The 7430-nt window shown below is 66.2% G+C and carries 7 protein-coding genes and 1 pseudogene; 4 read left to right on the plus strand and 4 right to left on the minus strand.

Features of this window, described 5'->3' with window-relative positions; genetic code table 11:
• Positions 1-3 precede the first annotated feature (3 nt).
• Positions 4-468 carry a M2 family metallopeptidase gene (locus tag ASD25_RS32225; RefSeq protein ID WP_255356181.1) on the plus strand — a complete coding sequence of 155 codons (465 nt, stop codon included), beginning with the start codon at positions 4-6 and terminating at the stop codon, positions 466-468.
• 110 nt (positions 469-578) lie between these two features.
• Positions 579-2486: a ubiquitin-activating E1 FCCH domain-containing protein gene (locus tag ASD25_RS20050; RefSeq protein WP_056620048.1), complete on the plus strand. Its 1908-nt coding sequence runs from the start codon at positions 579-581 to the stop codon at positions 2484-2486.
• Between the two features lie 90 nt (positions 2487-2576).
• On the opposite strand, the gene ASD25_RS20055 is transcribed toward ASD25_RS20050, so the two are convergent.
• Positions 2577-3488, minus strand: a complete 912-nt coding sequence (locus tag ASD25_RS20055; RefSeq protein ID WP_056620165.1) for an isopenicillin N synthase family oxygenase — start codon at positions 3486-3488, stop codon at positions 2577-2579.
• A gap of 215 nt (positions 3489-3703) precedes the next feature.
• Here ASD25_RS20055 and ASD25_RS20060 point away from each other — a divergent pair, with 215 nt between their 5' ends.
• Together ASD25_RS20060 and ASD25_RS30635 are read left to right on the plus strand one after the other, a co-directional pair.
• On the plus strand, positions 3704-4378 hold the full coding sequence (locus ASD25_RS20060; RefSeq protein ID WP_056620051.1) for an OmpA family protein: 675 nt from the start codon (positions 3704-3706) through the stop codon (positions 4376-4378).
• Positions 4379-4530: 152 nt separating this feature from the next.
• Positions 4531-4701, plus strand: coding sequence for a hypothetical protein (locus tag ASD25_RS30635; RefSeq protein ID WP_156389388.1), 171 nt, complete (start codon positions 4531-4533; stop codon positions 4699-4701).
• Positions 4702-4704: 3 nt separating this feature from the next.
• Here the strand turns inward: ASD25_RS30635 and ASD25_RS20065 are convergent, their stop codons facing one another.
• The 3 genes and pseudogenes from ASD25_RS20065 to ASD25_RS20070 all read right to left on the minus strand — a co-directional run.
• Positions 4705-6009, minus strand: a complete 1305-nt coding sequence (locus ASD25_RS20065; protein WP_056620054.1) for a UDP-glucose/GDP-mannose dehydrogenase family protein — start codon at positions 6007-6009, stop codon at positions 4705-4707.
• A gap of 176 nt (positions 6010-6185) precedes the next feature.
• On the minus strand, positions 6186-6587 hold a 402-nt coding region (locus tag ASD25_RS31340), incomplete at its 5' end, for an OmpA family protein (RefSeq protein WP_235562805.1).
• 1 nt (position 6588) lies between these two features.
• Positions 6589-7430: pseudogene (locus ASD25_RS20070) on the minus strand (outer membrane protein); the annotation flags it as partial.

Consider the following 7430-nt stretch of genomic DNA (forward strand, 5'->3'; position numbering starts at 1 on the left):
CTGATGGTCGACCGCTGGCGCTGGGGCGTGTTCAACGGCGAGACCAGCCCCGCGGAATACAACGACGCCTGGTCGGCCAATATGCTGAAATACCAGGGCCTGGTCCCGCCGGGACCGCGTCCCGCCAACGCCTTCGATCCGGGCGCCAAATACCATATCCCGGGCAATACGCCTTACACCCGCTACTTCCTGGCCCACATCTACCAGTTCCAGTTCCAGCGCGCCGCGTGCAAGGAAGCCGGCTGGACCGGACCGCTGCACCGCTGCTCGATCTACGGCAACAAGGAGGTCGGCGAACGGTTCGAGCGGATGATGGAAATGGGCCAGTCGCGGCCTTGGCCGGAAGCCATGCAGGCCTTCACCGGCGAGACCGGCAACGACGCCTCGGCGGTGACGGACTATTTCGCCCCGCTGAACACCTGGCTTACGGCTCAGAACCGCGGCAAGAATTGCGGCTGGAACGCCTGACAAACCGGCGGCGATTAACCGTCGCCGTTGGGCCTTCTCTTAACCGGGTTGGTTCATTGTCTGTCGGATGAGCGCGGGCGAGTTGCGCTCGCGGCTGACGGCGGTGAGCTATGGGGTTCAAGACCTGGATGAGCGGCGCAGGCCGATCCGTGTGCGCCTTCGCCCGGCGCATGGCGGACGACGCGCGTGGCAACGTGGCCATGATCTTCGCCCTCAGCCTGCCGGTGCTCGTTCTTATGACGGTCGGAGGCATCGACATCCACCGCGCCTCGACCGTGCGGGTGAACCTGCAGGACGCACTGGACGCCGCCGCCCTCGCCGCCGCCCGCTCACCCTATACGGCCAACGCAGACCTTCAGCGGGTCGGCCTTGCTTCACTCCGGGCCAATCTCAAGGCCTATCCCAGTGTCACCCTGCGTGAGGCGGACACCAGCTTCGTCCTCAACAGCGACGACGTCGTGATCGCCAGGTCCAAGGTCAATGTGAAGACCCTTGTCGCCAACATCTTCCTGCCGCCGTACGGCAAGTTCATGGACGACACCCTGCCGGTTGGCGCCCATTCGGAAGTGGACCGCGCGTCACGCAACATCGAGGTGGCGCTGGCGCTCGATATCACCGGCTCCATGGCCGGTCAGAAGCTGCTGGATTTGAAGAAGGCGGCCAAGGAACTGGTCGATCTGGTCGTTCAGCCGGTCCAGACCCCGTATTATTCGAAGGTTGCGCTTGTTCCCTGGTCGATGTCGGTCAATCCGGGGACCTATCTGAACGCCGTGCGGGGCCCGATCACCGGCTCGACGAACATTACGAACGCCGTGATCAACCTCATGGGAACCCAGCGCTCGATTTCGGGGGCCAGCAAGACCAAGCCGGTCGTCATAAACTCGGCAGGCCACGGCTTCAGCAACGGTAACGTAGTGTGGATTTCCGGGGTCGTTGGCATGACCCAGCTGAACAACAAGGCCTACATCGTAGCCAACAAGAGTCCCGACAGCTTTGAGCTCAAGACGCTCTCCGGAAACAATGTCGACGGCGCAAAATACGGCGGATATTCCAGTGGCGGCAAAGTCCAGCAGTGCCAGAACAACGACTGCTCCATTGTCATCACATCCGCCAACCATGGACTCGTAAACAACGACTACGTCTTCATCACGGGCGTCAGCGGTCTGCGCGACGCCAATGACGTCAGCGTCGTCAACAACGAGACCTTCCTCGTCGGAAACGTGACCACCGACACCTTCACGATCGACCTGCCCTCATCCTCGATGAGCCCCTATACATCCGGCGGCAAGTCGTGGTGCGCCCAACCAGGCTGCAAATATTACACCTTCACGAATGGCAGTGGAAACCTGACGACGCACAGCCTCAGCGACTGCGTCACGGAGCGTGTGGGCGGTCAGCGCTATACCGACGCGGCGCCCGGCGGATCGGCCCGGGTGGGTCGCCACTACCCCAGCTTCAACTCTAACCCCGGCGTCAGCGCGGCCTGCCTCGGCAGCGCCATCGAACCGCTGTCGAGCAACGCCGCGGCCATCAAGACGAACATCGACAACCTCGCAACGAACGGCGTGACGGCCGGCCAGATCGGCATCGCCTGGGGCTGGTACATGGTGTCGCCCACGTTCAGCGCCGTTTGGCCGTCCGCGTCCGCAGCCGCCTATGACACCTCGAAAACCTTGAAGGCCGTGATCATCATGACCGACGGGGAGTTCAACGCGCCCTATTGCAACGGCGTCATTGCAGAAGGCTATGGCACGGCAGATTCAGCGAGCAACGGCTGTTCGCCCACAAACGGCGAGCCTTTCGGCCAGAGCCGGGCGCTCTGCGACGCCATGAAGGCCCAGGGCATCATTGTTTACACGGTCGGCTTCCAGATCGCCGCCGGCGCGCCGTCTGATACCCTGCTGCGCTACTGCGCCACGACATCGAGCGGCTATTTCAACGCCGGCAGCGGCGCCGCCCTGTCCCAGGCCTTCGCCGCCATCGGCCGCGACATCACCCAGCTGCGGATTTCGCGCTAGTCCGGACCGGTCCACGCGTTGTTGCAGGGATTGCGTACTGCGCACTCCCTGCTGCTTGCTGTTTGCAGGTCATGCGGTCACCGGCCGACCTCAGATCAGCCGGATTTCCCGCAACCGCTCCGTCAGGAAGTCCTCGGCCATGATCGCCTTGCCCACGTAGCGATCCGGATTCTCCTGCGAGATCATGCTGGGCAGGGTCTCGATGACGAAGTCCGGGTTGAAGTGCAGGAAGAAGGGCGTGGAGTAGCGGGCGAAGCTGGCCCGTTCAGGCGCCGGATTGACCACCCGGTGGCTGGTCGACGGCAGGACGTGGTTGGTCAACCGCTGCAGCATGTCGCCGATATTGACCACCAGCGCCCCGGGCGGCGGCGCGACCTCCAGCCACTCCCCGTCGGCGTCCTTCAGCTGCAGCCCGCGCTCTTCGGCGCCCAGCAGCAGGGTGATGACGTTGATGTCCTCGTGCGCCCCGGCCCGTACGCCCGAAGCGCCCGCCGGCACGGGCGGATAGTGCAGCATCCGCAGGATGCTGTTGCCCATCTCGACCTTGTCCTCGAAGAAGTCGTCGCCCAGCTTCAGATAGCGGGCGATAGCGCGCAGGATCTTCGCGCCCAGTTCGTCCATCGCCGCGAACATGCCGTACAGGTGCTCCTGAAAGCCCTCGACCTCGGTCGGCCAGACGTTGTCGCGCATATATTTGCGATACGGATGCCCCTCGGGCAGCTCGCGCCCGACGTGCCAGAATTCCTTCAGATCGACCGTGGCCGCGCCCTTGGCCGCCTCGACGCCGAACGGCGTGAGGCCCCGCGCCCCGCCGGTCCCCGGCTGGTGGTATTTGCGCTTGGTCTCCTCCGGCAGGGCAAAGAAGGTCTTGGTGTCGGCAATGGCCGCCTCGATGACGCCCTCGTCCAGACCGTGGTCGGCGATGACCGCGAAGCCGTAGCGTTTGAACGAGGTTCCCAGCTTGTCGGCGAAGGCCTGGAAGTCGGTGTCGTACAGCGTCATCGACACCGGCTCGATGGCGCGTTTGGCGGTTCCGGTTTCGGTGGTGGGGGTCGCAGTCACGTCAGGCCTCGCAGGATCGATATTTCAGTTCCTTACGCCCTAACCCGAGACCTTGGCAAAGCCGCGGCGCGCCGTTCATGGGCCATACAGGCCGGAACCTTCACCGTAAGCCCACGTTCTGGCGGCAAGCCATTTACGGTCAGGGAATTTTCCACATGCGCAGCAAGCTTCTTCTCACGGGCGCCAGCATCGCCATCCTTCTGGGCGGCGTCGCCTGCACCACCACGGATCCTTACAGCTCGACGCCCCGGCGCAACAACACGGGGACCGGGGCTCTCGCAGGCGCGGCCGCAGGCGCCCTGCTCGGCTATCTGACCAACACCTCCAACTCCGAAGAAGGCCGCAAGAACGCGCTGATCGGCGCCGGCATCGGCGCGCTCGGCGGCGCCGCGGTCGGCCAGTACATGGATCGTCAGCAGCGGGAGCTCGAGGCCGAGCTGTCCGGCTCGGGCGTCGGCGTCGCGCGTCAGGGCGACAACCTGGTCCTGCGCATGCCGTCCGACGTGACCTTCGCCTCCAACCAGTCGGCCATCACGCCCCGCTTCAACGCCACGCTCGACGATGTGGCCGGCGTGCTGAACCGCTACGACCAGTCTATCGTCGATATCGTCGGCCACGCGGACTCCGACGGCGCCGACGACTACAATCTCAACCTCTCGCGCCAACGGGCTTCCGCTGTGGCCCAGGCTTTGGTCAGCCGCAACGTCCTGGCCGACCGGCTCTATGTTGACGGCCGCGGCGAAAGCGCCCCGATCGCCTCGAACGACACCGCCGAAGGCAAGGCGCAGAACCGCCGGGTCGAAATCCTGATCCGCCCGTTCCGGGGCTAGCGCTCAACCAGCAAGCGACCGCGTCTCGAGCGATAAAAAGAAAAGGACGGAGCCCCGGCTCCGTCCTTTTTTGCGAGCGCACACCGTTCCGTGACTTGCGGCGACGCGTTTCAGATGCTGGATACGGGCCGTACTCGCTGCGGGGGAATCGCTTGCGCCCGAACCATCAGGAATTCGCCGACGGAGTGAAACTGGCCGCCATCGCCGCCGTTTCCGCGGTCCTGACCGCGACCGTGGTCATCGGCGCCGGCCGCACCCTGATGCCCCGGACCGAAGCGGTCGCCGCCGAACAGCCCGCCTTCACCCGCGTCGCCCTGCGCTAGGCCTCAGGCCCGTCCGATGGAGGCGTAGCGGAAGCCGCGGGCGCGCAGGTCGTCGGGGCGGTAGATGTTGCGCAGGTCTACCATGACCGGCTGACGCATGAGCAGTTTGATCCGGTCCAGATCGAGGGCGCGGAACTGATCCCATTCGGTCAGGATGACCACCACATCGGCCCCCTCCACCGCCTCATAGGGCCCGTCCCGGAACACCACCCCGTCCAGAAGCTTCGCGGCCTCCTCCATACCCTCGGGATCGAAGGCCTGAACCGTGGCGCCCATGGCGATCAGGGCCGGAGCGACGTCCAGCGACGGCGCGTCGCGCATGTCATCTGTATTGGGCTTGAAGGTCAGGCCCAGCAGGGCGACCGTCCTGCCCTGCAACTCGCCGCCCAAGGCCGCCGCCACCTTGCCGGCCATGGCCTTCTTGCGGGCGTCGTTGATCTGGACCGTGGTCTCGATCAGCCGCACCGGCGCGCCGGCGTCGGTCGCCGTCCGCACCAGGGCCAGGGTGTCCTTGGGGAAGCACGACCCGCCATAGCCCGGGCCGGCATGCAGGAATTTGCTCCCGATCCGCTTGTCCAGCCCGATGCCGCGCGCGACCTGCTGCACATCGGCGCCGACGGCCTCGCACAGGTCCGCCATCTCGTTGATGAAGGTGATCTTCATCGCCAGGAAGGCGTTGGCCGCATATTTGATCAGTTCCGAGGTGCGCCGTCCCGTAAACAGGATCGGCGTCTCGTTGAGATTCAGCGGGCGATACAGCTCGCGCATCACAGCCTGGGCGCGCTCATCCTCTGTGCCGACCACGACCCGGTCGGGCCGCTTGAAGTCCTCGATCGCCGCGCCCTCGCGCAGGAACTCGGGATTGGACACGACCGCGAACTCGGCGTCCGGGCGGCGGGCGCGGATGATGCGTTCGATCTCGTCGCCGGTGCCCACGGGCACGGTCGACTTGGTCACTACCACGGTGAAGCCCTCGATCAGGCCGGCGATCTCCTCGGCCGCGGCATGGACATAGGACAGGTCCGCGTGGCCGTCGCCGCGCCGGGACGGGGTGCCCACGGCGATGAAGACCGCATCCGCCCCTCGGATCGCCTCCGCCCCGTCAAGGGCGAACGACAGCCGTCCGCTACGCACATTGGCGGCGACCAGATCGTCCAGACCGGGTTCGAAGATCGGGATCTCGCCCCGGTCCAGCCGCTCGATCTTGGACGGGTCCTTGTCGACGCAGACGACCTCATGGCCGAAATCGGCGAAACACGCCCCTGAGACCAGCCCCACATAGCCGGTACCGATCATCGCCACGCGCATGGGAGGTCATCCGTTGAAACAGCCGCCCGAAATAGCGAGCGGCCGTCGCCTTGACCACCCCCGCATCCCGCGCAGCAAAAACCCCCGGCCCTCTTTCGAGGACSGGGGGCTGATGTTGTCTTGCCTTGGTTCCCTTCGGCCCGTGGGCCGAAGGGGGGCCGATCGGCCTTCCGGGATTAGCGGAAGTTGATGCCGATGGTGGCGCGACGGTTGAGAGGCTCGCGCACGCCGTCGGCGGTCGGGCGGGCCAGGGCGGTTTCACCCTTGCCGTCCAGCGAGATCACGCCGCCGTTGACGCCCTGGGCGACCAGCGCGTCCGCAACGGTGCGGGCGCGGCGGTTGGACAGGCCGACGTTGTAGGCGGCCGAACCCGAGGTGTCGGCGTGGCCGACGACCAGAACGCGGGTCGGACGGCCGGTCTTGGCGTAGTTGGCGGCCTGGGTGACCACCGACGAGGCTTCGGCGGTGAGGTCCGAACGATCCCAGTCGAAGTAGACCACGAACTCGCGCGCGGCCGGAACCTGGGCCACCGGAGGCGGCGGAGGAGGCGCTTCATCCCGCACACCCTTTCGGACGACNACCACCGACGAGGCTTCGGCGGTGAGGTCCGAACGATCCCAGTCGAAGTAGACCACGAACTCGCGCGCGGCCGGAACCTGGGCCACCGGAGGCGGCGGAGGAGGCGGCGGCGGGGGCGGGGGGGGCGGCGGGGGCGGGGGCGGCGGCACATAGACCGGCTCGTCCGCACCGAACGCATAGCGCAGGCCCAGGGTCACGGTGTGGCTCTCGTCATAACGGCCCTGGAAGGGACCGATGGCCGAGGCCGCCGTCGAGGTGAAGGTGTTGAACTCCATGTTCGACACCAGGTAGCGATAGGTCAGGTCCAGATGGGCCCGGTCGCTGATCGCCCATGCCAGGCCGGCGATGCCTTGCGCCGCCAGTTTGGCCGAGCTGTCGTCAGCGCCGACGCCCACGCCGCGGGCGTTGGCGAAGGTGCCGACGAAGTTGGTGTCGACGCGGTTCACGCCGGCGCCCAGACCGATGAACGGACGCAGGGCGTCGCCTTCGCTGCCGAAGTCGAACAGCACGTTCATCATCAGGGTGGCGGCCTTGAGCTCGCCATCCGGAGCCAGGCAGTCGCCGGCAGCCGGCGAAACGTTGCAGACGCCGGCCGGAACGCCGCCGGGGCCCGGACGATCGATCAGCTCGATGTCGTTCTGGCGATAGCCGCCTTCCAGCTCAACGCGCCAGTTCTGGTCGAACCGGTAGCCCAGACGGGCAAACGCCGCCCAGTCGCCATCGGTCGCGATGTCGAACGCCGCGTTCGTGGTCTGCGAGATCGTCTCCACGTCGCCCAGCGTGTGGTAGCCCGCGTCAATCGCGCCATACCAGCCGTTCGGCTCAGCCGCCGCAGCGCCGGC

The organism is Brevundimonas sp. Root1423, assembly GCF_001426805.1.

Excerpts from the sequence above, each read along its gene's own strand:
- ASD25_RS20050 (WP_056620048.1), top strand. The coding sequence starts at position 579 with ATGGGGTTCAAGACCTGGATGAGCGGCGCAGGCCGATCCGTGTGCGCC.
- ASD25_RS20065 (WP_056620054.1), bottom strand. The coding sequence starts at position 6,009 with ATGCGCGTGGCGATGATCGGTACCGGCTATGTGGGGCTGGTCTCAGGG.
- ASD25_RS20055 (WP_056620165.1), bottom strand. The coding sequence starts at position 3,488 with ATGACGCTGTACGACACCGACTTCCAGGCCTTCGCCGACAAGCTGGGA.
- ASD25_RS20060 (WP_056620051.1), top strand. The coding sequence starts at position 3,704 with ATGCGCAGCAAGCTTCTTCTCACGGGCGCCAGCATCGCCATCCTTCTG.
- ASD25_RS32225 (WP_255356181.1), top strand. The coding sequence starts at position 4 with ATGGTCGACCGCTGGCGCTGGGGCGTGTTCAACGGCGAGACCAGCCCC.